The sequence below is a fragment of the Burkholderia sp. PU8-34 genome, from assembly GCF_053427725.1.
Genome location: NZ_JBSAXC010000001.1, coordinates 269,037 through 289,801, shown reverse-complemented (window position 1 = coordinate 289,801; position 20,765 = coordinate 269,037). Strand labels below are relative to the sequence as shown.

Sequence of the window (20,765 nt, the reverse complement as noted above, 5' to 3'; positions counted from 1 at the left end):
CGCGCTTGCCGCTGACGACGCGCTCGGAGGCGGGTGCCGGACCGCTATCGGTGCGCAGCCCTCCGGGCTGCCGGTCAGCGGGCCCGATGCGGCCGGCCGAGCGTCTGCGCGAGCCAGTCGACGAAAATCCGCACGCGCGGCGCGAGGTGCCGGCCGTGTGGAAACACCACCGACACCGGCAGCGGCGCCGCATTCCATTCCCGCAGCACTTCGACGAGCGAGCCGTTCGCGAGCGGCTCGGCGAGGCCGTCGCGCGGCGCCTGGATCATCCCGAGCCCCGCGAGGCAGCACGCGAGGTACGCCTGCGAACTGTTGACCGACACGATGCTGCGCATCTTCAGCGCGTGCATCTCGCCCGTATCCATGTCCGCATATTCCCAGTCGAGCTCGCGGCCCGTACGCGTCGAGAAGTAGCCGACCGCGACGTGCTCGGGCAGGTCGTCCGGCGAGCGGGGCGTGCCGTGCCGCGCGAGATACGCGGGCGACGCGCAGTTGACCTGCGCGAGCTCACCGATCCGCCGTGCGACGAGCGACGTGTCGGACAGCGCGCCGACCCGCACCGCGCAGTCGATGCCGTCGGCGACGAGATCGACGAAGCGGTCGGTCGTGCTCATCACGACGCGCAGGTCCGGATACCGCGCGTGAAACGCGGGCAGCGCGGGGATCACTTCGTTCAGCGCGAAGCGCTCGGGCAAGTCGACGCGGATCATCCCGCGCGGCGACGCGCTGGCGTCTTCGAACAGCGTCTCGGCGTCGTCGAGATCCGCGAGCAGTCGCGTGCAGCGCTCGTAGTAGGCCGCGCCTTCGGCGGTCAGCGCGACGCGTCGCGTCGTACGTTGCAGCAGCCGGATCTTCAGATGTTTCTCGAGATACTGGACGGCGTTGCTGACTGTCGGGCGCGGCAGCTGCATTTGCTCGGCCGCTTTCGTGAAGCTGCCGAGATGCGCGACGCGCGCGAAGATGCGCATAGCGTGCAGATGGTCCATGCGGAGCGGAAAACCTGGCGGATTGGGACAGGCTCCATTGTTAATCAGCGTCGAATAGTTTGGTGGAGTCTTTCGCGTTTATCGCCGCATGCGTTTCTCGCCAGAATCGCGTCCATCCACTCACCACTGCGAGGGAACGGACATGAAACTGCGTCAACTGGGCCGCACGGGCCCGCAGGTCTCCGCGATCGGGCTCGGCTGCATGGGCATGTCGGACCTTTACGGGCCGGCCGACCGCGACGAAAGCATCGCGACACTGCATGCGGCGCTCGACCATGGGATCACGCTGCTCGACACCGGCGACTTCTACGGGATGGGCGACAACGAAATGCTGATCCGCGACGCGCTGCGCGGCAGGGCACGCGACCAGGTCGTGATCAGCGTGAAATTCGGTGCGTTGCGCGATCCGGCCGGGAAGTTCGTCGGCTACGACGCGCGGCCCGCGGCGATCCGGAACTTCGTCGCGTATTCGCTGAAGCGGCTCGGCACCGACTACATCGACATCTACCGGCCGGCGCGCATCGATCCGGCGGTGCCGATCGAGGAGACGGTCGGCGCGATCGCCGATCTCGTCAAGGAAGGGTACGTGCGGCATATCGGGCTGTCCGAGGTCGGCGCCGATACCGTGCGCCGCGCCGCGGCCGTCGCGCCGATCGCCGACCTGCAGATCGAGTATTCGCTGCTGTCGCGCGACATCGAGGCGCAGATCCTGCCCGCGTGCCGCGAACTCGGGATCGGCGTGACCGCGTACGGCGTGCTGTCGCGCGGGCTGCTGAGCGGACGCTGGACGGCGGAGCGGGAAGCGGGGCAAGAAACAGGACGCGATTTCCGCGCAGCGAGCCCGCGCTTCCAGGGCGAGAACCTCACGCACAACCTCACGCTCGTCGACGCGCTGCGCGCGATCGCCGACGGGAAGGGCCGCAATCCGGCGCAGGTCGCGATCGCGTGGGCGCTGTCGCGCGGCGACGACATCGTGCCACTGATCGGCGCGCGCAAGCGCACGCAATTGCAGGACGCTTTGTCGGCGCTTGATATGCAACTAACGGTCGACGATCTCACACGCATCCAAGCGGCGGTTCCCGCCGGGGCGGCGGCCGGCGATCGTTATCCGGCCGCACAGATGGAGCACCTCGACAGCGAGCAGGGGCGGGGGGATGGCCACAACAGGTGAGCGGTTGCCGGGTTCGCTGCCTCACTGACGTCGGGCGGCGCACGTGGCGGCGCTTGGGCGGCCGTTCGCTGCGCAGGCACGGTTGGCCGGGCGACCCAGCCTGCTGGTCAAGCCGGCCCCGCCGTGCGTGCCCGAGCCAGCCTCAGGCACAGCGTGCGTCAGGCGCGTCGCCGGCTGATCATCGGATAGGCAGATAGCGTTCCACCAACCGGGACCAGAAGGCCGAGCCAACGACCAGGTTCTCGTCATTGAAATCGTAGGTCGCGCTATGCAGCGTTTTACCGCCTTCGATCGATCCATTGCCGAGCCGCAGGAAGGCACCGGGGCACGCCTGCAGCATGTAGGCAAAATCCTCGCTGCCCATCAACGGCGCCATCTGCTCCGTCACCCGGTCCTCGCCGACCAGTTCCTTCGCGACCTGGATCGCAAGCTCCGTTTCGGCATCGGTGTTCGTCACCATCGGATAGCCTTCCACGTAGTCGATGACGGCAGTGAGGCCATAACTGTCGGCCTGCGCATGCACTAGCCGCGTGATTCGCTCCTTCAGCATCCGGCGGACCGCCGGGTCGAACGATCGCACGCTCAGGCTTAGCTCGACTTCCCCCGGAATCACATTGGGAGCCGATCCGCCGGCGATTTTCCCGACGGTCACGACGGCGGACTGGGTCGGATCGACGTTGCGGGACACGATGGTCTGCAACGCCATCACGATGCTGCTTGCCGCGACGATCGGGTCGCAGGCCAGATGCGGGCGGGCAGCGTGCCCGCCCTTGCCGACGATTCTCACGAACACGCGGTCGCCCGCAGCCATGAAGTTGCCCTTGCGGAACATGAACGTGCCCGCCGGCGCGCCTGGATGGTTGTGCAGCGCGAAAACCGCATCGCAGGGAAACCGCGTGAAGAGCCCTTGCTCGACCATGCGCTTCGCCCCGCTGTCGTAGCCGCGTTCCTCGGCCGGCTGGAAGATCAGATGCACGGTGCCGTCGAATCGCCGGTGGTGCGCGAGGTGTCGCGCCGCGCCGAGCAGCATCGCGGTATGCCCGTCATGGCCGCACGCATGCATTCTTCCCGGAAGGAGACTCTTGTGGCTGAACGTGTTGAGCTCGTCGATCGGCAGCCCGTCCATGTCGGCGCGGATCCCGATGCGGCGTTCGCTCGTGCCCAGTCGCAGCGTTCCGACCACACCGGTGCCGGCAATCCCCGCCTCGACCGCGTAGCCGTATTCCTTCAGGCGACCCGCCACGATCTCCGCAGTCTGCACCTCTTCGAATGCCAGCTCCGGGCAGCAGTGCAGCGTATAGCGGAGCTTGCGCATGTCGTCGGCAAACGGCTCCAGGTCGGAGATGGAACTGAGGTCAGGAAATAGCATGATCGATCCACGAAGAAGCGGCTGACTAGAAGGGGCCCCAATGCATGGCGACGCCGGTTGCAATGGCAACGATGCAGATGGCGGACCAGGCAAGCAGCAGAGGCGCCACGAAGCGCACCCACTTGAGGTAGGGAATGCCGGACGTCGCGAGGACAGCCATCAGGACGCCGGAAGTCGGGTTGAAGCAGTTGATGAAGCCTTCGCCGAGCAGCACCGCCTGGACCGTGACCTGGCGGGTCAGGTGCAGCGTATCGCCGAGCGGCGCGAAGATTGGAATGAGCACGGCCGATTCACCCGATCCGGACGAAATGCCGACGTGCATCAACGCGGCACTCAGGAATATGCAGATCGCGGCCATTGTGGAATGAAGCGGCGCAAGCATTCCGGCGAGCGCGTTGATGATCGGGTCGAGGATCTTCCCGTCACTGAGGACGATCGAGATCGCGCGTGCCGATCCCACCACGAGCGCGCCCTTGACGAGCCCGCCGCAACCTTGCAGGAAGGTGTCCGCGATGCTGCCAGGCCGAGTGCCGGTCACGATTCCCGACGCAATCGCCATGATGAGAAACATGGCGATCATCTCCGTTTCGGCCCAGTTGCGCGTCGACGAACCGTAGACATAGACCGACAGGCAGACGAGCACGATGCCGACGACCGCCATTTGCCGGACATCGAGTCGTGGTCGAGGGGCGGGCGACATCGATCCGCCATCTCCCGGCATCGCCATGGCTTGCGTTGCGGCACTCATCCGATAGGCGCGGATTCGGACGATGAAGAAAATGATGGTGACCACCACGAACGCGATGTAGATGCACATGCGGAACGTCATGCCGGAAAACATCGGCAGGCCGGCCAGGCGTTGCGACAGTCCGGTCGTCACCGGGTTGAGGATGCCTGTATTGAAGCCGGCATAGGTGCCCAGATAGATCAGGCCGGCCCCGATTTCCTTCGACAACCCCATCGACTCGGCGAGGAGCAATCCAAGCGGGACGAACGCCACGACCGAATTCGTCACCACGCCCAGTGTGCCGAGCAGCGAAAAGGTGGCGCAAAGGACAATGACGGTGATGTGCGTCCGCGCGCCGTCACCCCGTACGGCTGCGTCGAGCGCCCTGCGGACGGCACCCGTCGCTTCGAGCACGGCGAGCGCGCCGCCGGTGAAGAGAATCAGAAAGATGATGGGGGCGGATGTGATCATCCCGTCGGCGAGCGCGACAAACATCGCACCGGGCATCACGCCATGCTGGGCGACCGGTTTCAGGCTGCCCGGCACGACAAAGCTGATGCCTTTGCCGACCGTGCGGGAGAATTCGCCCGCCGGCACGATCCAGGTTGCAATCGCGGCCACCGCAAGCATCACGAAAAGCAGCACATAGGGGCTGATCGGCTCCTTGCCGCCGCCCGCGCGGGCTGGCTGGCGCTGCTGCTCCACGCGTTCAATTCGCCGGCTGGCGTCGTTCATGCTGCTCCTCCATCGATGCTTTCGCGTTGTAATTCGCGTTGTCTCCATGCGGCTTGGGAATGTCCGTATTCCCTGACCGGCTCCGGGCGGAGTATCGGTCAGAATCTGGATGGAAAGTTGCCTGCATTGCGGCGAAAATGTTGCGTTTAATGCAACACCGGAGCCCGCATTGGATACTGTCGAACGGAGCCTTTCGGAGCGCACGCTGCAATACCTGGTCGCGATCGCAACGTACGGCGGGATGCGTCAGGCGGCACTGGGCCTGGATGTAAATGTGTCGACGATCAGTCGGCAGGTCGCAATTGCCGAACGCGAGCTGCGGCTGTCGTTGGTGACACGCCGCGGCCGGAAAATGGAGCTGACCGAGGCAGGGCAGATGGCGGTCGATTACTTTCGCGACTGCGAACGCAATGCCCGCCGGTTTCGCGCACAGCTCGATGAATATCGCGGCCTCAAGCGCGGGCAGGTCACGATCGCTGCAGGCGAGGGAATCGTGACGAGTCTGGTCTCGGTTGCGCTGAAACCCTTCCTGGACAAATACCCTGGCATCGTCGTGGAGTTGCGCACCGGCTCGCTTCCCCAACTCATCTCCATGATCCGGGAGGATGTGGTCGATATCTGCGTGTCCATCGGCGCGTCGACCGATCCGACACTGAGCGCGCGCAAGTTCCAGAGCGAACCGTTGTGCGCGATATTCTCGGTCGACCATCCGATGTCGTCCCGCAAGTCGGTGAAGATGGAAGAACTCGCCGACGAGCGCGTGGTCTTCATGCCCCCGGAGTTCGGGCTGCAGGCCCATGTCAATGCGATCCTGGCCGATATCGGACGCATGTACGTGCCGGCATTCCGATGCGACCGGTTTTCGACGGCCACCGCCATCGCCGCCCAGAACCTGGCCGTTGCATTCATGACGCGCGCGGCGGCACAGGAAAGAATTGCGGCCGGTCAGGTCAAAGCCGTGCCGATCGATCACCCGATCGCACGGACATTTGATCGCTATGTGATCACGCGGGCTGGGCGGCGGCTCGGTCCGGCCGCGAACTATCTGCTGCGGGAAATCGTCCGGCTGATGTCGACTGCATAACGACGTTCCCGGTTTCTGCGGGTCATTTTTGCGGCCGGCGCGCCGGGCAGTTTGTCTTGTTGCTTCACGCCTTCCCCGCCCATTCTCGAACCGCTTCCGCAAACAGCCGCAGCGCCGTCGGCGGATGCCGGTTCGCGGGGTAGTACAGGCACAGCCCCGGAAAGCCGGGGCTCCATTCGCGCAGCAGGTGAACGAGCCGTCCGGACGCGAGATGCCCGGCGACCAGATGTTCCGGCACCCAGGCGATCCCGATTCCGCTCAGCGCGGCCTCCACCATCAGGTTCAGGTTGCCCAGCGTCAGCGGCCCGTCGACGTCGATGCTCGCGCTCTTGCCGCGATATTCGAGATCCCAGCGGTACAGCGCGCCGCTTTCGAAGCGGAACCGGATGCAGTGGTGCTGCTTCAGGTCGTGCGGCGCTTTCGGCCGCGGGCGCGTGGCCAGGTATTCGGGCGACGCGACGGCCGCGAAGCGCATGTCGGGGCCGAAACGGATCGCGATCATGTCGCGCGGCACGTCTTCCCAGACCCGGATGCCGGCATCGAAGCCATCGGCGACGATGTCGACGAGCCGGGTATCCACGACGAATTCGACGCGAATGTCGGGGTAGCGGGCGAGAAACCCCGGCAGCACCTCGCGTATCAGCGGCCTCGCCGACAATTCCGACGCGCTGATCCGGATCGAGCCCGATGGCCGGTTGCGCGCCGATGCGGCTTCGTTCATCGCGTCTTCGAGGTCGGCCATCGCGGGCCTTACACGGCGCAGCAGCTGCTCGCCGGCTTCGGTCAGCGCGACCGAACGGGTCGTGCGGTTGAACAGGCGCACGTCGAGCTTGGCCTCGAGATTGCGCATCGTGTGGCTGAGCGCCGACGGCGACACGCCGAGCACGCTGGCCGCGCGGCTGAAGCTCTGCTGTTCCGCGATCGCAATGAACGCGGTCAGCTCAGGCAGGCCGGTACGCATCATTTGTGAAAATCCCTCAATACATCATCAAGCGAATGATGGATTGTTGAGCTAGCGTCAGCAACCTAGACTTCGCAGCGTTGCCGGGACGTCGCGCGTATGTCACGCCGCGAGCCGCACGCAGGAGAAACGGATGCAAACGCGAAAACTGGGAAGGAGCGGACTCGAAGTGTCCGCATTGGGGCTGGGCTGCATGGGGCTGAGCTTCGGCTACGGCCCCGCCACGGAGAAAGCGGACGGTATCGCGCTGATCCGCACGGCATTCGAACGCGGTGTCACGTTCTTCGACACGGCCGAATGCTACGGCCCGTTCGCGAACGAGGAACTGGTCGGCGAGGCGCTTGCGCCGTTTCGGGACCAGGTCGTCATCGCCACCAAGTTCGGTTTTCGGGACGGCGACTCGAAACAGCCGCTCGACAGCCGCCCGGCACGCATCCGGGCAGTGGCCGACGCATCGCTCAAGCGCCTGAAGACCGATCGCATCGACCTGTTCTATCAGCATCGCGTGGATCCCGACGTGCCGATCGAGGATGTCGCGGGCACCGTCGCCGATCTGATCCGGGAAGGCAAGGTCGGCCATTTCGGGCTGTCCGAGGCCGGCGCGGAAACGATCCGGCGCGCGCATGCGGTGCAGCCGGTGGCGGCCGTGCAAAGCGAGTATTCGCTGTGGTGGCGCGAACCGGAAGCCACGATCCTGCCGGTACTCGCGGAGCTGGGCATCGGCTTCGTGCCGTTCAGTCCGCTCGGCAAGGGTTTCCTGACCGGCGCGATCGACGAGCACACGGCGTTCGATCCGAGCGATTTCCGCACCATCGTGCCGCGCTTTTCCGAAGCGAACCGGAAGGCGAACGGCGGGCTTGTCGACGTGCTCGGCGAGATCGCCGCCGGCAAGGGCGTCACGCGTGCCCAGATTGCGTTGGCATGGCTGCTCGCGCGGCAACCGTGGATCGTGCCGATTCCCGGGACGACGAAGCTGCATCGGCTCGCGGAAAACCTCGATGCCGCGGCGGTCGAGCTTTCCGCCGACGATCTGCGCAAGATCGCCGACGCGCTCGAATCGGTGCGGATCGAAGGCGACCGGTATCCGGCGTCGCTGCAGGCGCGTGTCGGGCGATAGCGGGCGATGGCTGGCAATGGCTGGCGATGGCGGGCGATGTGCGGCAATGTCTGGCAATGGCCGGCACTGGCGGGCTTGCGGACGATATGCAAACGAGATGCGGGCGAGATGCGGGCGAGATGCAGACGAGATGCGGGCGATATGCGGGATGCGGCCGCATGCCCCGTTTGCCGAGCCGCGCCGGCGGTGTCAGTTGCCGGCAGGCTCGCCCGCCAGGAACCCGACAAACTCCCGCGTGTACTTCGGCAGCGCGTCGAACGACCGCGCGCACAGCGTGAGCTTCCGATGGCTCCACGCATCGGACAGCTCGACCGTCTGCACCGCCATCGTCTGCATCGCGCGCAATGCCGCGTGCCGCGACACGATCCCGATGCCGACACCGCTTTCGATCACGCGGCAGATCGCATCGAAGCTCTTCAGTTGCACGCGATAGCGGATCCGCTTGCCGAGCGCGCGCGCCTGGTCCGCGAGATGCACCTGCAATGCGCTGCCGTCGGTGAGGCCGATGAAGTCCGCATCGACGATCTCGTCGAACGTCAATTTGTCGCGCGCGGCGAGCGGATGGCCGGCCGGCACGACGGCGATCAGCCAGTCCTCGCGAAACGGCTTCTGCTCGAGCCCGCCGAGACCGACCGAATCGGCGACGATGCCGACGTCGGCGGTCTTGTTGCGGATCGCGTGCACGATGTCCTGGCTCGAGCGCTCCTCGACGCTGATCGACAGCTTCGGATGATGCGGCAGGTAGTCGGCGAGCGCGTCGGGCAGGTATTCGCTGAGTGACGCGGTGTTGCACAGCAGCCGGATGTGGCCGCGCAGCCCCTGCCCATATTGCTGCAGCTCGCCGCGCATATGGTCGATCTGCTGCAGCACGGTGCGCGCATGGTGTTCGAGCGCGAGGCCGGCGTCGGTGACCCGCGTGCCCGACTTGGTCCGGTGCAGCAGCGGCACGCCGAGTTCGTCCTCCATCCCGCGGATGCGCTCGCTCGCGGCCTGCAGCGTGATGTGCGTGCGTTCGGCGCCGCCCGTGATCGTGCCCGCGTCGCAAATGTTCAGGAAAAGCCGCAGGTCGATCAGGTCGAAGCGCATGATGGGGTCGGATGTCGTTGGTTTGGGCGATAAGGTAGCAGGGAATGCGCACGAGGGCTCAGGCGCTGCCTGAGGCCCGATTCGCCGCTTCCGTATTTTCAGGGCGCGAACAATGCCGGATCATGGCCGGAATTCGAACCTGAGAGCCTGCCATGCGCATCGATCCTTCGTGGGGAGTGGCGTTCAAGATCGCCCTGCATCTGTTCTTTCTGTGTGTCGGCATCGTGCTGGCCTGCCTGGAAGTTGCCGAATGGCTGCGCTGAACGCGGCGACCCCGTGCCGCCGGCCGTCAGGCTGGAAGCGTTCACGGGCGGCGCTGCCGGACGGCCTGGCATGAACGCCATCCGTCATCTTTTCCGCAAGACGGAAATTTCTTCGCCAATCTCGCCGCCAGGCATCAAGTTTTTCCGGATCTGACCGTATTACCGGCATCGAACATGCTGCCGGCACAGGGTTCGTGATCGTTTGTCATCATTGTTTGCATCCGGTTACACGTCGGCCATCCCATTTTTGAGATGCTTGAAAGATTGTCAAATTGGAATCAGGTCGACCATGGAAAAGCGCGAGATCAATCGCATGGCGGGATGGCTGCCGGGCCTGGCCGCCGTCCTCGTGATGGCCGGCTGTGCGAGTACGCAGCAGACCCCGCCGAGCGATACGCTTGCGGGAGCGTCGGCGTCGCCGCAGAGTGCGGCTGCTGCGTCGGCGGCACAGCCTGCCGCCGCGCCGATGCCGCCGGCGCCGATCCTCGTCGCGCATCGCTATGTCGTCAAACGTGGCGACACGCTGGCGGCTATCGCGACGGCGAACGACTGCAGCGTGGCCGACCTGCGTCTGTGGAACAAGCTCAACGCACGCAGCCGGCTGCGTGCCGGGCAGGCGCTGCGGATCGTGAAGCAGGAAACGCCGCAGGCGCCCGCGTCGACGGCCGCCGCAAGCGGCGGCACGACGGCGGTGTCGGGCCAGCCGGCCGCGGAGACCACGAGCGACCGGCAGGTCGTCAAGGATACGAAGCGGCACGCGAGCGCGGTCGCGCTCGCGTGGCCCGCGCGCGGCAACGTGGTCGAACCGTTCAAGCCGGGGCAGAATCGCGGGATCCAGATCGCGGGCCGGGCGGGCGACCCGGTGCGCGCGGCCGCCGACGGCCGCGTGATGTACGCGGGCACCGGCCTGAACGACTACGGCAGCCTGATCATCGTCCAGCACAACGCGGATTTCCTGACGGCCTATGCGCACAACCGCAAGCTGCTCGTGAAGACGGGCGACGTCGTGCACAAGGGCGACGAGATCGCGGAGATGGGCGACCTCGACAACTCGCGCGTCGCGCTGCTGTTCGAGGTGCGGCGCGACGGCAAGCCGGTCAACCCGATGCCGTATCTGCCGTCGACGCAAGGCTGAACGCGGCGCGCGGCCGCCGCTGGAACAAGGGCGCCATCGCTGTTACGCTAGCTGCCAGTGCCAGTGCCAGTGCCAGTGCCAGTGCCAGTGCCGACAGTTGAGCCCGAGCGTGCGTAGCCGGTCGCGCACGCGGGTGTGCACGTGCTTCGTTTGCGATAAGCAGCGCAAATAAGCCGCCCTAGACACGCAGCCCCAGACACGCAGCCGCCTCGTCATCCATGGACTACTCTTCGTCACGCCGCTCGCTGCTGCTTGCCGCCGTTGCCGCGCCGTTCGTCGCTGCGTGCGCGCCGGCGCCTGTTGCCGATCATGAGCGCGTCCACGCCGCGCAGACCCAGCTCGACGCGCTCGAGAAAGCGTCGAACGGCCGTCTCGGCGTTGCCGCGCTCGACACCGCGACCGGCGCGCATATCACCTATCGCTCACGCGAACACTTCCCGTTGTGCGGGACGTATGCAGTCGTCGCCGTCGCCGCGATGCTTGCGCGCAGCGCACTCGACGAATCGCTGCTGCCGCGCCGGATCCTGTACCGCCGATACGACGTCGTGTCGGGCTCGCCCGTCACGGAGAGCCACGTCGACACCGGTCTGACGATCGAGCAGCTGTGCATCGCGATGCTGCAGTCCGGCGACAAGTCCGCGGGGAACCTGCTGATGGACGTGCTCGGCGGCCCGCAGGCCGTGTCCGAATTCGCGCACACGAGCGGCGACACGCTGTTCCGCCTCGACCGCTGGGAGCCCGAGCTGAACACGGCCGCACCCGGCGACGAACGCGACACGTCGACGCCGCTCGCGATGACCGAGACACTGCGCCGGCTGTTGTTCGGCGATACGCTCGGCGAACCCCAGCGCGCACTGCTGACGAAGTGGATGGTCGGCAACGCGAGCGGCGGTGCGGGCGGCGGCACCGGCATCCGCGCGGGCGTGCCTTCCGACTGGCGCGTCGCGGAGAAGGCAGGGGCGGGTGGCTATGGCACGACGACCGACATCGCGGTGCTATGGCCGCCGTCGCACGCGCCGCTCGTGATCGCGGTGTCGTTCACGCAGCCGCGCGCCGACGCGGCGCCGCGCGCGGACGTCGTGACGTCGGCGGCGCGTATTGCGGCTGCCGCACTTGCAGGCGGCTGACGGTAGCCGAAAGCTGGCGGCCAACGCTGAACGCTGAACGCTGAACGGCGAACGCCCAACGCCCAACGCCCAACGGTGGCCCGACTCCGGCTTTCACCGCCTCGCGCAAAACCGGCGTTTGCCTTATCGTGTCGGTCTGCGCGCGCCGCGTCGGGCGCGCGATCCTTCCGTTCACCTCGCTTCGCCATGCGCCGACTTCCCCCCTTGCACGCGCTGCAGATCTTCTCGACGGTGGCCCGCCATCGCAGCTTCACGCGTGCGGCCGAGCAGCTCTGCATCACGCAGGGCGCGGTGAGCCGGCAGATCCAGACGCTCGAGGCGCACTACGGTTTCCCGCTGTTCAAGCGGCATGCGAAGGGATTGACGCTGACGGCCGAGGGCGAGCAGTTGCTGCCGGTCGTCAACGAGAGCTTCGCGCGGATCGAGGACATCTCGCTGAAGCTCACGCGGCAGCGCACCGATCTCGCGCTGAAGGTGCCGACCTGCGTGATGCGCTGGATGCTGCCGCGCATCATGCGCTTCCAGGGCGAACATCCGGACCTCCACGTGCAGATCACAACCGCGTGGCAGCACGTCGTCGATTTCGCGACCGAGCCGTTCGATGCGGCGATCGTCTACGGGACGTCGCCGGGCGCGGGCGTATTCGCGCTGCCGCTGTTCGACGAACGGCTGACGCCTGTTTGCGCGCCCGAGCTGCGGCAGACATCGCCGCTCGACGACGTCGACGATCTCGCGCGCCACACGCTGCTGCATCCGACGCGCGACCATCGCGACTGGCGCGCGTGGCTCGACCATGCGGGCGCGCGCACGGTCGATCCGGAGCGCGGGCCGAGCTTCGACACGCTCGATCTCGCGACGAACGCGGCGATGCAGGGCTTCGGTGTCGCGATCGGCGACGTGACGCTCGTCGACGACGACGTCAGCGCGCGACGCCTCGAACGGCCGTTCGACATCGTGCTCGAAACGGGCGCACGCTATTTCTTCGTGTATCCCGAAACGCTCGGCAACCAGCAGAAGATCCGCGCGTTCAGCGACTGGATCGCACGCCATCGCGACTGACGAAATGGCGGACGACCGGGCTGCGCGAATTCAATGCGGCCGGCCGCTGACGCGCACGTTATTGATACGTGACGATTGCAATCATCGGTGAATGCAACTTGCCGGCGCGATTCGGTAAATCGATTGCGCGTGACAATTGCGTGAATGTCGTTGTCTTGACAGCCTGTTGGGTGGCGGCATCGACAAAAGCGATCTGGCCGGCGGCGGGGCGCGGGCACGCGGGATGCACGCTCGCGTGAGCGGCATTGGCCGCGTCGATGTCGAACGAGCACGGCGGTTCGACGATCATGCCGGTGAAGCGGATGATGCCGGAAGTCCCCTCGGCAAAGCACGAGGACGACGCCAGAAGCGAGGCAGCCAACATGAACGAGGCAGCAAGGAAGCGGTGCTTCATCAGATTTTGCTCCAAGAAACCCCGCCATTGATGGCGGGGAGGAAAGGAGCGCGCTTGACGGGCAGCTTCTTCCACGGGTTAGGATGGCCGGCATGATCCTTGTCTACCGCTACCGGGTGAAGTCGCTCAACGGACTGCTGAACCAGCAGAGCCGTGCGGTGAACTACGTGTGGAACTTCTGCAATGACACGCAGAAGCACGCGCTCAAGTGGAGCAAGAAGTGGCCGACGGGGTTCGACCTGAACGTGCTGACGACCGGCAGCAGCAAGGAGCTCGGCATCCACTCCGGCACGGTCAATGCAACGTGCGAGCAATACGCGAAGGCGCGCAGCCAGCACCGCCGCCCGTACCTGCGCTATCGCGGCAGGAAATCGCTGGGCTGGGTGCCGCTGAAGGGCCGCGACCTGAAGCGCGAGGGCGACGCATTCCGCTTCGCCGGCAACACCTTCCGCGTGTTCAGTAGCCGGCCACTTCCCGACGGCAAGATCAAGGACGGCACCAACTTCGCGCAGGATGCGCGCGGCAACTGGTTTCTCAACATCGTGATCGAGATGCCCGATGTTCCGGCCCGCCCGATCCGTTCCGGCGTCGGCATCGATCTCGGCCTGAAGCACTTCGCCACACTTTCGACCGGCGAGAAGCTGCCGAATGACCGGTTCGGTCGACACGCGGCCGACAAGCTCGCGAAAGCGCAGCGGGCCCGAAAGCACAAGCGGCATATCGCGAAGCTGCACGCCAGTGTGGCCAATGCCCGCGCCGATTTCCAGCACAAGCTCGCGCTCGAGCTGGTGCGGCGCTTCGACTACATCGCGGTCGGCAACGTGTCGGCCGTGAAGCTCGCCAGAACCAGGATGGCGAAGAGCGTCTACGACGCATCCTGGTCGTCCTTCCGGGACAAGCTCCGTTACAAGGCGATGGCGCACGGCGCGACGTTCGAGGAAGTGGACGAAAGCGGTTCTACCCAGTCCTGTTCTGCGTGCGGGTCGAAAGACAGCACAACGCGGCCGAAAGGTATCGCGGGACTGCGAATAAGAGCGTGGGCCTGCAGTGGCTGTGGTGTCGTGCATGATCGAGATACCAACGCTGCGTTGAACATTCTCCGATGCGGACGTGCATCGCCAGTAGTGGGAATCGCCCGCCTTTAGGCGGGCTAGGACGTCAAGACAGGCTCCAGGGTGGAAGCGCATCGCAGCGAGGCCGCTCGAATGGCAGTCCGTCAACGCTGCGAAGCTGAATGCGTAAACGGCAAAATCATCGAAGCTCTTGAATGGAAATTCGCAAATATTCCGAATAGTCAAATAACCTGAATATTGCTCGATTCAATATATGCCGAATCTGAGCGATCGCAAGTCAGGGTATTACCGGGCGCGCTACGATCGGCAATTGCGGCGTGAATTGGATGACGCTACCCAAAAGCAAAACGGCCGCTCGTCAAGAGCGGCCGTTGCCGTATGCGGAAGGGACGCTGCGCGGCGTCAGCCGCCGCGCTTGCGCATCGCGCCGACGATCACGAGCAGCACGATCGCGCCGATGATCGACGCGATCCAGCCAGCGCCCTGTCCGGGCGCATACCAGCCCGCCGCGCGGCCGACGTAGCCCGCGATCAACGAGCCGACGATGCCGACGACGGTGGTCATCAGCATGCCCATCTTGTCGTCGCCCGGCTTGAGCGCGCGAGCGAGAAGGCCGACGATGAACCCGACCACCAGGGTTTCGATGAATTGCAACACGAGCGCCTCCTGATCAGGGCTGGACGAATGTCGGATGGACTCACGTGACGCGCAAGGGTTCCTTGCGGCCCGCGCCGACGCTCGCCCGCCCGCACGCACCCACGCAAGCACGCAAGCACGCAAGCACGCAAGCACGCAAGCACGCAAGCACGCACGCACGCACAAGCGCTCGCGCACGCCGGGCATCGCGTGCGCACGGGTCATGCCAATGAGTCGTGCCGAGGAGTCGTGCCAAGGAACCGTGCCGAGATCACGCAGCCGATGCGTCGACTGCCGGATCGATCCGCCGATAACCTTCCGTCGCGCGCAGCAGCGTGCGCGTGTAGTCGCGCGCAACGTTCCCGGCGCGCACGTCCTCGACCCGCAACTGCTCGACGATCTCGCCGTGCTGCATCACCGCGACGCGCTGGCACAGGAAGCCGACCACCGCGAGATTGTGGCTGACGAGGATCATCGTCAGGCGCCGCTCGCGGTGCAGGCGGCGCAGCAGGTTCAGGATCTCGGCCTGCACGGACACGTCGAGCGCGGACGTCGGTTCGTCGAGCAGCAGCACGCGCGGCTCGACGATCAGCGCGCGTGCGATCGCGACGCGTTGCCGCTGGCCGCCCGACAGCTGATGCGGGTAACGGAAGCGGAACGCGGGCCCGAGGCCGACTTCACCGAGCGCGCGGGCGATCCGCGCGTCGGCGTCGCCGATCCGGTGGATCGCCAGCGGCTCGCGCAGCGTCTGGTCGACCGTGAAGCGCGGATGCAGCGACGCGTACGGATCCTGGAACACCATCTGCACGTTGCGGCGAAACGCGCGGTCGAGCTTGCCGCCGATCGGCCGGCCGTCGATCGACAGGCTGCCGGCCGCGAGCGGCACGAGCCCCGTCAGCGCGCGCAGCAGCGTCGACTTGCCGGAGCCGGACTCGCCGACGAGGCCGAACACTTCGCCGTCGCGCACCGCGAAGCTGGCGTCGCGCACCGCGTCGACATGGCCGGTGCGGGTCGGGAAACGGATCGAGACGTGGTCGATGTCGATCATCGGGCGGCCTCCTGATCCCGTGCAAAATTCAGCCAGGCCGGATCGCGTTGCAGCACCGGCAGTTCGTCGGGTGGATTCGCGAGCGGCGGGTTCGCCGCGAGCAATCCGCGCGTATAGGGATGCGTCGCGTGCCGCAGGTCGCTTGCCGCGCAGGTTTCGACGACGCGCCCTGCATACATCACCGCGACGCGGTCGCAGAACGACATCACGAGCGGCAGGTCGTGGCTGATGAACATCAGCCCGGTGCCGTGCCGCGCGATCATCGCGTCGAGCACCGCGAGCACCTGCATCGACACCGCGACGTCGAGCGCCGATGTCGGTTCGTCGGCGATCAGCAGGCGCGGGCCGGTCGACACCATCATCGCGATCATCACGCGCTGCCCCATGCCGCCCGACAGCTCGTGCGGATAGGCATCGGCAACACGCGCCGGATCCCGGATCTGCACGGCCGCGAGCGCGTCGACGATCCGTTCGCGCAGCGCGTGGCCGCGGAGCCCAGGCTCATGCAGGCGGAACGCCTCGCCCATCTGTTTCGCGACCGTCATCACCGGGTTCAGCGAATATTTCGGGTCCTGCAGGATCATCCCCATCTGGCTGCCGCACAGACGCCGGCGTTCGCGCGCGGGCATCGCAAGCAGATCGTGGCCCGCGAAGCGCAGCGTGCGTGCCGACCAGCGCGCGGCGTCGGGCAGCAGGCCGAGCAACGCGCGGCCCGTGAGCGACTTGCCGGAGCCCGATTCGCCGACGATGCCGAGGCGTTCGCCGGGCGCGAGCGTCAGCGACAGGTCGCGCACCGCATCGGTAACGGTGCCGTCGTGGCCGCGAAAGCCGATTCGCAGTCCGTCGATTTCGCACAGCGGCGCATAGGCTTGATTGGCGTGTTGGGTGGTCATGTCACGCTCCATGTCGCGGATCGAAGACGTCGCGCAGCCCGTCGCCGAGCAGGTTGAACGCGAGGCTGACGAGCAGGATCGCCGCGCCGGGCAGCGTGGCGACCCACCACGCGTCGAGCAGCACGTTGCGCCCCGACGCGACCATGAAACCCCATTCCGGGCTCGGCGGCTGCGCGCCGAGGCCGAGGAAGCCGAGGCCCGCGACGGTCAGGATCACGCCGGCCATGTCGAGCGTCGCGCGCACGATCACCGACGACATGCAGAGCGGCACGATGTAGCGCAGCAGGATGCGCGCACCGGACGCGCCCTGCAGCCGCGCGGCATGAATGTAGTCGGCCTGCGCGATGCGGATCGTCTCGGCGCGCGCGAGCCGCGCATACGCGGGCCACGCGGTGATCGAGATCGCGACGACGGCGTTGACCACGCCCGGCCCGAGCGCGGCCGCGAACGCGAGCGCGAGCACGATCTTCGGGAACGCGAGCGCGACATCGGTGATGCGCATCAGCACGCTGTCGACGAACCCGCCGCAGTAGCCGGCCGTCGTGCCGATTGCAAGCCCGATCGGCACGACGATCACGACGACGAGCAGCGCGATGCCGAGCGTCAGGCGGGACCCGCCGATCAGCCGCGACAGGATATCGCGGCCGAGCTGGTCGGTGCCGAGCCAGTGCGACGGTGAGCCGGGCGGCAGCAGCCGGTCGGCGAGCACCTGGCGCAGCGGGTCGTGCGGCATGATCAGCGGGCCGACGATCGCCACCGCGATCAGCGCGACGAGGATCGCGAGCCCGAACAGGTTCAGCGGATTCGCCGCGAAACGGCGCCAGCGGCGGTACGCGAGGCCGCACGCGGCCTGCGCGCGCGATGCGGGCGCATCGGACAGCAGCCATGCGCGCAGGGTCGATCGCTCGGCATTCATGTTCGGAGGACAGCCTTGTGCAGCGATGACGAAGAAAGACGCAATGAAACGGTCATGTCGAAACGGTCCCTATGCAGACAGACGCTAGCGCGCGCGAGGATCGAACACGCGGTACAGCGCGTCGGTCAGCAGGTTGACGGTGATGAACATCGCGCCGATCACGAGCGTCGCGCCGAGCACCGCGTTCATGTCGGCGTTCAGCAGCGCGCCCGTCAGGTACATGCCGAGCCCCGGCCACGCGAACACGATCTCGGTCAGCACCGAGCCTTCGAGCAGGTTGCTGTAGGTCAGCGCGATTACGGTCAACAGCGGCACCGCGATGTTGCCGAACGCGTGACGCCAGATCACGCGCCGCTCGGAGAGCCCCTTCGCGCGCGCGGTGACGATGTATTCCTGGCTGAGCTGGTCGAGCATGAACGAGCGCGTCATCCGGCTCAGGTACGCGACCGAGTAGTAGCCGAGGATCGCCGCCGGCAGCGCGATGTGCGACAGCGCGTTGCGGAACACGTCCCATTCGCCCGCCAGCGCCGAATCGATCAGCAGGCTGCCGGTGCGCGTGTCGACCATCCCGTCGAACACCGGGTCGATCCGGCCGGGCCCCGCGACCCAGTGCAGCCGCGCGTAGAACAGCAAGAGCCCCATCAGGCCGAGCCAGAAGACCGGCACCGAGCTGCCGATCAACCCGACGAAGCGCGCGATGTGATCGATCGGCCGGTTGTGCCTGACCGCGGCCGCGACGCCGAGCGGCACGCCGAGCGCGATGCCGATCAGCGTCGCGAGCGTCGCCAGTTCGAGCGTCGCCGGAAACACGCGCTTGATGTCGTCGAGCACGGGGTTCGACGTCAGCAGCGACATCCCGAGATTGCCGTGCAGCACGTCGCGCACGTAGATCAGGAATTGCGTCGCAAGCGGCTTGTCGAGCCCGAGTGCGATGCGCTCGGCCGCGTATGCGTCGGCCGACGCGCGATCGCCGAGGATCGCGAGCACGGGATCGATCGGCACCTTGCGGCCGATCACGAACGTCAGCGCGAGCAGCCCGGCGAACGTGACGGCGAGCGTGAGCGCCCAGCGCAGCACGCGCAGCGCCCAGCGTACGCCAGGGTGTCGCGCGGGCAGCGTGCGCAGGGTTTCGAGGGAGGAGGCGGGTGTCGACATGCAGTGAATCTCATTGCTTCTTCAGGTTACGGTACGACACGAGATCGTTGATCGGCCCGACTTCGAGGCCGCTGACGCCGGGCCGCGTCGCGACCTGCGCGACCTTCTCGAACATGATCACGAACGGCGATTGCGCGAGCATCGCCTTCTGCATCGCCTGGTAGCGCTGCGCGCGTTTCGCGGCGGACGGCTCCGCGAGCGCGGCGTCGGTGTCCTTCGTGAGCTGCGGAATGTCCCAACTGTTGCGCCAGGCCAGCATTTTATAGCTCGACTTGTCGCTGTTGTCCGGATTCCATGCGAAGCCTTGCGCATTGCTGTGCGGATCGATGTAGTCGGCCGACCATTCGCCGATATAGATGTCGTGCTGGCGCGCGCGGTATTTCGCGAGCGTCTGCTTGTTGTCGCCCGGAATCAGCTGCACGTTGACGCCGGCCTGCGCGAAGTTCGCCTGCACGGCCTGCGCGATTTCCGTATACGGATAGTCGTTGCGCACGTCCATCGTCACCGTGAACCCCTTCGGCACGCCGGCCTTCGCGAGCAGCGCCTTCGCCTTCGCGACGTCGAGCCGGTACGGGTTCGCAGCGAACGTGCCGAGGAAGCCATCCGGCAGGAAGGTCTGGTGCACCTTGTAGGTCGTCTTCACGACGTGCGCCTGGATGCCCGAATAATCGACGAGCCATTTCAGCGCTTCCTGCACCTCGGGTTTCGCGAGCGTCGGATTCTTCGTGTTCAGCCCGAGATACAGCAGTGTCGCCTGCGGCGACGGCGTCACTTTCGCCTTGCCCGATTTCACGACCGCGGCGAGATCGTCGGGGCTCAGGTCGCGGGCCGCGTCGACGTCGCCGTTTTCGAGCAGCAGGCGCTGGCTCGCCGCTTCCGGCACATGGCGCAGCACGATGCGCTTCATCGCGAGCGGCAGCCGGTAGCCGTCGAAGCGCTGCAGCATGACGCTGTCGCCGGCCGTCCACTTGACGAGCCTGTACGCGCCGGAGCCTGCTTCGTTGGTCTTCAGCCAGCCGTTGCCGAAATCGTTGCCTTGCTGGTGCGACAGCAGCAGCGTCTTGTCCAGCACCGATGCGGGCCACGAGCCGAGCACGTTCAGCACGAAGGTCGGCGCGTACTTCTGGTCGGTCGTGACGGACACCGTCTGGTCGTCGAGCTTCTTCACGTTCGCGAGCACGTTCGCCTTCGTGAGGCCGATGCCCGTCAGCACCGCGGCCGGGCCCTTGTCGAGCAGCACGGCGCGCTGGATCGACCACGCGACGTCGTCGGCCGTCAGCGGGTTGCCCGAATGGAACTTGAGGCCGGCGCGCAGCTTGAACGTGACGGTCAGCCCGTCGGGGCTCACGGTCCACGACTGCGCGACGTCACCGTTGAATTTCGACGGATCGCGCAGATCGACGCGCACGAGGCGATCGTAGGTGTTCGCGACGTATTCCTCCGGCACCAGCTCGTAGATCTCGCCGGGATCGAGCGTCGTGAATTCGTCCAGCAGCGTGGCCATCACGAACATGTCCTTCGGCGTTTCCGCGCGTGCGGAAAGCGGGGCGGCAGAGAGCACGACGAGGGCGGAGTGAGCGGCGAAGGCGGACGCGGCGGCCAGCGAGGCGGCGAGCCGTGATGTCGGAAGTTTCATGCGGGCTCCATCGGTCGGTGAACGGGAAAGAGGACGTGCATTACATCAGGTGCCACGGGCGGCTGTCGGCGCTGTCGATCTGCGGCAATGCGCGCACGGGCGGATCGGCTTGCTGGTCTGGACGCAGTCGGTTGCGTGGACGAGATCGATCTCGACGCGATGCGTGGCGGCGGGGTTTCAGCGTGGCGGGAGGC

19 protein-coding genes are annotated in these 20,765 nt (G+C 66.4%); 7 read left to right on the top strand and 12 right to left on the bottom strand.

Annotation, left to right across the window (positions count from 1 at the left end):
- Positions 1-74: 74 nt before the first annotated feature.
- Entirely contained in the window at positions 75-986 is a 912-nt protein-coding gene (locus ACV22Z_RS01220) for a LysR substrate-binding domain-containing protein (protein ID WP_448074498.1), read from the bottom strand.
- A 142-nt stretch (positions 987-1,128) separates the two neighbouring features.
- Here ACV22Z_RS01220 and ACV22Z_RS01215 point away from each other — a divergent pair, with 142 nt between their 5' ends.
- Positions 1,129-2,157 carry an aldo/keto reductase gene (locus ACV22Z_RS01215; RefSeq protein WP_448074497.1) on the top strand — a complete coding sequence of 343 codons (1,029 nt, stop codon included), beginning with the start codon at positions 1,129-1,131 and terminating at the stop codon, positions 2,155-2,157.
- Between the two features lie 178 nt (positions 2,158-2,335).
- On the opposite strand, the gene ACV22Z_RS01210 is transcribed toward ACV22Z_RS01215, so the two are convergent.
- Positions 2,336-3,526 carry a M20 aminoacylase family protein gene (locus ACV22Z_RS01210; protein ID WP_448074496.1) on the bottom strand — a complete coding sequence of 397 codons (1,191 nt, stop codon included), beginning with the start codon at positions 3,524-3,526 and terminating at the stop codon, positions 2,336-2,338.
- A gap of 25 nt (positions 3,527-3,551) precedes the next feature.
- Positions 3,552-4,988 (bottom strand): YfcC family protein, encoded by a 1,437-nt coding sequence (locus tag ACV22Z_RS01205; RefSeq protein ID WP_448074495.1) that lies wholly within the window; start codon positions 4,986-4,988, stop codon positions 3,552-3,554.
- 169 nt (positions 4,989-5,157) lie between these two features.
- Here ACV22Z_RS01205 and ACV22Z_RS01200 point away from each other — a divergent pair, with 169 nt between their 5' ends.
- Positions 5,158-6,072 carry a LysR family transcriptional regulator gene (locus tag ACV22Z_RS01200; RefSeq protein ID WP_448074494.1) on the top strand — a complete coding sequence of 305 codons (915 nt, stop codon included), beginning with the start codon at positions 5,158-5,160 and terminating at the stop codon, positions 6,070-6,072.
- Between the two features lie 64 nt (positions 6,073-6,136).
- Here ACV22Z_RS01200 and ACV22Z_RS01195 read toward each other — a convergent pair whose 3' ends face one another.
- Positions 6,137-7,036 carry a LysR family transcriptional regulator gene (locus ACV22Z_RS01195; protein WP_448074493.1) on the bottom strand — a complete coding sequence of 300 codons (900 nt, stop codon included), beginning with the start codon at positions 7,034-7,036 and terminating at the stop codon, positions 6,137-6,139.
- A 130-nt stretch (positions 7,037-7,166) separates the two neighbouring features.
- Here ACV22Z_RS01195 and ACV22Z_RS01190 point away from each other — a divergent pair, with 130 nt between their 5' ends.
- The gene (locus ACV22Z_RS01190; RefSeq protein WP_448074492.1) at positions 7,167-8,150 is read left to right on the top strand and encodes an aldo/keto reductase; all 984 of its coding nucleotides are present in this window, start codon (positions 7,167-7,169) and stop codon (positions 8,148-8,150) included.
- A 189-nt stretch (positions 8,151-8,339) separates the two neighbouring features.
- On the opposite strand, the gene ACV22Z_RS01185 is transcribed toward ACV22Z_RS01190, so the two are convergent.
- Entirely contained in the window at positions 8,340-9,236 is an 897-nt protein-coding gene (locus ACV22Z_RS01185) for a LysR substrate-binding domain-containing protein (RefSeq protein WP_448074491.1), read from the bottom strand.
- Between the two features lie 552 nt (positions 9,237-9,788).
- Here ACV22Z_RS01185 and ACV22Z_RS01180 point away from each other — a divergent pair.
- The 3 genes from ACV22Z_RS01180 (at position 9,789) to ACV22Z_RS01170 (ending at position 12,820) form a co-directional block, all read left to right on the top strand.
- Positions 9,789-10,634 (top strand): peptidoglycan DD-metalloendopeptidase family protein, encoded by an 846-nt coding sequence (locus ACV22Z_RS01180; protein ID WP_448074490.1) that lies wholly within the window; start codon positions 9,789-9,791, stop codon positions 10,632-10,634.
- 218 nt (positions 10,635-10,852) lie between these two features.
- Complete coding sequence (bla, locus tag ACV22Z_RS01175; protein WP_448074489.1) at positions 10,853-11,761, top strand: class A beta-lactamase; 909 nt, start codon at positions 10,853-10,855, stop codon at positions 11,759-11,761.
- Positions 11,762-11,947: 186 nt separating this feature from the next.
- Positions 11,948-12,820: a LysR substrate-binding domain-containing protein gene (locus ACV22Z_RS01170; RefSeq protein ID WP_448074488.1), complete on the top strand. Its 873-nt coding sequence runs from the start codon at positions 11,948-11,950 to the stop codon at positions 12,818-12,820.
- Positions 12,821-12,878: 58 nt separating this feature from the next.
- On the opposite strand, the gene ACV22Z_RS01165 is transcribed toward ACV22Z_RS01170, so the two are convergent.
- Positions 12,879-13,214: a type 1 fimbrial protein gene (locus ACV22Z_RS01165; protein WP_448074487.1), complete on the bottom strand. Its 336-nt coding sequence runs from the start codon at positions 13,212-13,214 to the stop codon at positions 12,879-12,881.
- A gap of 92 nt (positions 13,215-13,306) precedes the next feature.
- Here ACV22Z_RS01165 and ACV22Z_RS01160 point away from each other — a divergent pair, with 92 nt between their 5' ends.
- Positions 13,307-14,359 carry an RNA-guided endonuclease InsQ/TnpB family protein gene (locus ACV22Z_RS01160; RefSeq protein ID WP_448074486.1) on the top strand — a complete coding sequence of 351 codons (1,053 nt, stop codon included), beginning with the start codon at positions 13,307-13,309 and terminating at the stop codon, positions 14,357-14,359.
- Between the two features lie 330 nt (positions 14,360-14,689).
- Here ACV22Z_RS01160 and ACV22Z_RS01155 read toward each other — a convergent pair whose 3' ends face one another.
- The 6 genes from ACV22Z_RS01155 to ACV22Z_RS01130 all read right to left on the bottom strand — a co-directional run bounded on the left by ACV22Z_RS01155 (position 14,690) and on the right by ACV22Z_RS01130 (position 20,571).
- Positions 14,690-14,944, bottom strand: a complete 255-nt coding sequence (locus ACV22Z_RS01155; protein ID WP_448074485.1) for a GlsB/YeaQ/YmgE family stress response membrane protein — start codon at positions 14,942-14,944, stop codon at positions 14,690-14,692.
- Between the two features lie 250 nt (positions 14,945-15,194).
- Positions 15,195-15,971 (bottom strand): ABC transporter ATP-binding protein, encoded by a 777-nt coding sequence (locus tag ACV22Z_RS01150; RefSeq protein WP_448074484.1) that lies wholly within the window; start codon positions 15,969-15,971, stop codon positions 15,195-15,197.
- Positions 15,968-16,876, bottom strand: a complete 909-nt coding sequence (locus ACV22Z_RS01145; RefSeq protein WP_448074483.1) for an ABC transporter ATP-binding protein — start codon at positions 16,874-16,876, stop codon at positions 15,968-15,970. Before ACV22Z_RS01145 ends, ACV22Z_RS01150 begins: the two co-directional genes overlap by 4 nt.
- Positions 16,866-17,780, bottom strand: coding sequence for a nickel transporter permease (nikC, locus tag ACV22Z_RS01140; RefSeq protein WP_448074482.1), 915 nt, complete (start codon positions 17,778-17,780; stop codon positions 16,866-16,868). The genes ACV22Z_RS01145 and nikC overlap by 11 nt, the downstream gene beginning before the upstream one ends.
- Positions 17,781-17,864: 84 nt before the next feature.
- Complete coding sequence (locus tag ACV22Z_RS01135; RefSeq protein ID WP_448074481.1) at positions 17,865-18,935, bottom strand: ABC transporter permease; 1,071 nt, start codon at positions 18,933-18,935, stop codon at positions 17,865-17,867.
- 10 nt (positions 18,936-18,945) lie between these two features.
- Entirely contained in the window at positions 18,946-20,571 is a 1,626-nt protein-coding gene (locus ACV22Z_RS01130) for an ABC transporter substrate-binding protein (RefSeq protein ID WP_448074480.1), read from the bottom strand.
- Positions 20,572-20,765 lie beyond the last annotated feature (194 nt).

Excerpts from the sequence above, each read along its gene's own strand:
- ACV22Z_RS01220 (WP_448074498.1), bottom strand. The coding sequence starts at position 986 with ATGGACCATCTGCACGCTATGCGCATCTTCGCGCGCGTCGCGCATCTC.
- ACV22Z_RS01215 (WP_448074497.1), top strand. The coding sequence starts at position 1,129 with ATGAAACTGCGTCAACTGGGCCGCACGGGCCCGCAGGTCTCCGCGATC.
- ACV22Z_RS01210 (WP_448074496.1), bottom strand. The coding sequence starts at position 3,526 with ATGCTATTTCCTGACCTCAGTTCCATCTCCGACCTGGAGCCGTTTGCC.
- ACV22Z_RS01205 (WP_448074495.1), bottom strand. The coding sequence starts at position 4,988 with ATGAACGACGCCAGCCGGCGAATTGAACGCGTGGAGCAGCAGCGCCAG.
- ACV22Z_RS01195 (WP_448074493.1), bottom strand. The coding sequence starts at position 7,036 with ATGATGCGTACCGGCCTGCCTGAGCTGACCGCGTTCATTGCGATCGCG.
- ACV22Z_RS01190 (WP_448074492.1), top strand. The coding sequence starts at position 7,167 with ATGCAAACGCGAAAACTGGGAAGGAGCGGACTCGAAGTGTCCGCATTG.
- ACV22Z_RS01185 (WP_448074491.1), bottom strand. The coding sequence starts at position 9,236 with ATGCGCTTCGACCTGATCGACCTGCGGCTTTTCCTGAACATTTGCGAC.
- ACV22Z_RS01180 (WP_448074490.1), top strand. The coding sequence starts at position 9,789 with ATGGAAAAGCGCGAGATCAATCGCATGGCGGGATGGCTGCCGGGCCTG.
- bla (WP_448074489.1), top strand. The coding sequence starts at position 10,853 with ATGGACTACTCTTCGTCACGCCGCTCGCTGCTGCTTGCCGCCGTTGCC.
- ACV22Z_RS01170 (WP_448074488.1), top strand. The coding sequence starts at position 11,948 with ATGCGCCGACTTCCCCCCTTGCACGCGCTGCAGATCTTCTCGACGGTG.
- ACV22Z_RS01165 (WP_448074487.1), bottom strand. The coding sequence starts at position 13,214 with ATGAAGCACCGCTTCCTTGCTGCCTCGTTCATGTTGGCTGCCTCGCTT.
- ACV22Z_RS01160 (WP_448074486.1), top strand. The coding sequence starts at position 13,307 with ATGATCCTTGTCTACCGCTACCGGGTGAAGTCGCTCAACGGACTGCTG.
- ACV22Z_RS01150 (WP_448074484.1), bottom strand. The coding sequence starts at position 15,971 with ATGATCGACATCGACCACGTCTCGATCCGTTTCCCGACCCGCACCGGC.
- ACV22Z_RS01145 (WP_448074483.1), bottom strand. The coding sequence starts at position 16,876 with ATGGAGCGTGACATGACCACCCAACACGCCAATCAAGCCTATGCGCCG.
- nikC (WP_448074482.1), bottom strand. The coding sequence starts at position 17,780 with ATGAATGCCGAGCGATCGACCCTGCGCGCATGGCTGCTGTCCGATGCG.
- ACV22Z_RS01135 (WP_448074481.1), bottom strand. The coding sequence starts at position 18,935 with ATGTCGACACCCGCCTCCTCCCTCGAAACCCTGCGCACGCTGCCCGCG.
- ACV22Z_RS01130 (WP_448074480.1), bottom strand. The coding sequence starts at position 20,571 with ATGAAACTTCCGACATCACGGCTCGCCGCCTCGCTGGCCGCCGCGTCC.